Raw genomic sequence first — 695 nt, 5'->3', positions numbered from 1 at the left:
ACCAGCGCAACCGTGATCACCGCGGTCGTGATCAGTCCGCGGGTGGCATCGCTCAATGACTCGAGATCGATCTGCGGCTCCTTCACCTCGGTCAGGGTAGCGGCATCCTCGACCTCCGCATCGGTCTGCTCCCGATCCCGCTGACGGGCGTCCTCGGCCGCTTGGCGGCGCTGCATCGCCTTGTCGTACGCGATGCGTCGGCGGGTCACCTGCACCCAGCGTCGCGCCTGGCCGTCTGCCGTGGCGTCTTCCGCGGGGGTCAGCGCCTGCAAGCGGGCAAGGGTCTGCGCGCGCTCCGCTTCCGCCGTGCGCAAGCGTTCACGGATCGCAACCGGGCGCACCGCCGCCTCCTCCAGGTGTGTGAGTGCCTGTCGGTAGAGGGACAGCCGTCGATGCTTGACCTCCTCCGGCAGGCCAGCCGCCGATTCGGTCTCGGCGATCTTGGCGTCGAGGACCGCAGGCGTCACCGGTGAGCCTTCGCCAACCGTCTCGGTTTGCGCCCAGGTGGTCTGGAAGACCAGCCCGATCAGCAGGAAGCCGATCGCAAGGAGGTTTAGACGAGCCCGCTTGCTCACGATTCGATGGGGTCCGGCTTCACCAGGCATAGCCCAGCTTCAGGTTCAGCGTGGTGTCGGTGGTCTTGGCCCGGATCGCCGGGTTGCTGTCGTAGTCGTATTCGAATTCGAGACTCGCGG

2 protein-coding genes are annotated in these 695 nt (G+C 66.9%); both read right to left on the bottom strand.

From position 1 onward, the window contains the following. On the bottom strand, positions 1-575 hold a 575-nt coding region (locus VBE63_RS30965), incomplete at its 3' end, for a hypothetical protein (protein ID WP_323686774.1). Positions 576-594: 19 nt separating this feature from the next. Further along, positions 595-695, bottom strand: a 101-nt coding sequence (locus tag VBE63_RS31740; RefSeq protein ID WP_416274763.1) for a DUF481 domain-containing protein, incomplete at its 5' end; no start/stop codon positions are given.

Origin of the sequence: Lamprobacter sp. (genome assembly GCF_034860625.1) — a bacterium.
GTDB lineage: Bacteria > Pseudomonadota > Gammaproteobacteria > Chromatiales > Chromatiaceae > Lamprobacter.
The sequence above is the reverse complement of the archived record's forward strand: the minus strand, read 5'-3'. Positions and strand labels throughout refer to the sequence as shown.